The organism is Phaeobacter sp. HF9A (genome assembly GCF_011806385.1).
In the GTDB taxonomy this organism is placed as follows: domain Bacteria; phylum Pseudomonadota; class Alphaproteobacteria; order Rhodobacterales; family Rhodobacteraceae; genus Epibacterium.
The window spans coordinates 1-1,758 of the sequence record NZ_JAATOX010000240.1; the positions used below are offsets into that span (position 1 = coordinate 1).

At 62.2% G+C, this 1,758-nt stretch carries 2 protein-coding genes; both read left to right on the forward strand.

Annotated features, from left to right (window positions below; all coding sequences use genetic code 11):
• Window positions 1-532, forward strand: a 532-nt coding sequence (locus HCZ87_RS20660) for a metal-dependent hydrolase (RefSeq protein ID WP_167647002.1), incomplete at its 5' end; no start/stop codon positions are given.
• Window positions 532-1,701 (forward strand): M24 family metallopeptidase, encoded by a 1,170-nt coding sequence (locus HCZ87_RS20665; RefSeq protein ID WP_167647004.1) that lies wholly within the window; start codon window positions 532-534, stop codon window positions 1,699-1,701. The genes HCZ87_RS20660 and HCZ87_RS20665, both read left to right, overlap by 1 nt.
• Window positions 1,702-1,758: the final 57 nt, after the last annotated feature.

A 1,758-nucleotide genomic window follows, 5' to 3' on the forward strand; every position in this document is an offset into this window, starting at 1 on the left:
CGATCATGTCTCCGACACGCTGGCATTGGCCAAGCATCATGGCATTCCGATCATCGGCCAATACGACCTGATGGGATATTGGGGCGAAACCGAAGGGGTCGAAACCCTGGGCTTCAACAAGGGCGGCACCGTCACGGTGGGCGACACGCAGATCACCATGGTGCCCGCCTCCCATTCCAACACTTTTTCCACCCGCGACGGGCTGCGCACCGCGGGCAGCGAGGTCGGCTATATGATCAGGGCCGAGGGGAAGACGATCTACCTCTCCGGCGATACCACCATCATGGCCGATATGGAGTGGATGGGGGAGTATCATAAACCCGATATCGGCATCCTGTCCGCCGGAGGGCATTTCACCATGGATATGAAGGCCGCCGCCTATGCGGCCAGGCGCTATTTCGCCTTCAAGACCGTGATCCCCTGCCACTATCGCACGTTCCCGCTGCTGGAACAGAGCGCACAAGACTTGATTGACGGGCTTCCCGGCGTCAACGTCATCGAACCACAGGTTATGAAAGAGATAGAGCTCTGATGCCCGCGAATGATTTCACCACCACCGAATACGCCCGCAGACTGGAAAAGACCCGCAGCGCCATGGCGGCGCGCGGCCTGAAAACCCTGGTGATCTGCGATCCCTCCAATATGGCCTGGCTCACCGGCTATGACGGCTGGAGCTTTTACGTCCCGCAGGCGGTGATTCTACATGACAGAGGCATGCCGCTCTGGTGGGGGCGGACCCAGGACAAACCCGGCGCGGCGCTGACCACCTGGCTTGAGGCCGATCATCTGTTCGACTGGCCCGAGGAACATGTCCAGCACCCCGACCACCACCCGTTTGACTCGCTGGTGGAGCTCCTGCGCGAGCGCGGATGGACCGAGGCGCTCGGGGTCGAGATGGACAATTACTACTATTCCGCCCAAAGCCACCGCATCCTGGAAAACGCCTTTGGCCGTGATGCCCTGGCTGATGCCACCGGGCTGGTGAACTGGCAACGAGCGGTCAAGAGCGAGCAGGAGTTGCAGCTGATGCGCAGCGCCGGGCGGCTCTCGGCCCATATGCATGCGGTGTTGCGCGCCGAATTCAACGAAGGCATCGCCAAGAACGCGCTGGTGGCGCGGGTGCAGGCGGCCGGCATCGAAGGGCTGCCGGATCTGCCCGGTGATTATCCAGCAATCGCGCCGATCGCGCCCTCGGGCATCGAGGCCTCGGCCTCTCATATCACCTGGAATGACCGGCCCCTGTCCCATGGCGAAGCCACCTATTTCGAGATTTCCGGCTGCGTGCGCCGCTATCACTGCCCGATCAGCCGCACCTTGTTCTTGGGCAGCCCGCCAGAAGACATCCGCCGCGGCGAGGCGGCCATCCTGCAAGCCATCGAGGAGACCTTTGCCGTCGCAAAACCCGGTGTCACCTGCGAAGAGGTCGCAGCCTGCGTCTACGACAGCTTCGGTCGTGCGGGCTACATCAAGGGCAATCGCACCGGTTATCCCGTGGGCCTCAGCTATCCGCCGGACTGGGGCGAGCGCACCATGTCCCTGCGCCCGGGCGACACCACAAAACTGGAAGAAAACATGACCTTCCACCTGATGCCCGGCCTATGGACGCCGGAATGGGGCATGGCCATCACCGAGACCTTCGTGGTCACCCCGAATGGCGGCGAGCCACTGGCCGATGTGCCGCGCGAAATCGTTGTGAAGTAAAACACACCACCGTCATGCAGTTTGGGCGGGGGTCCTCCCGCCCATCTTATCTGCTTT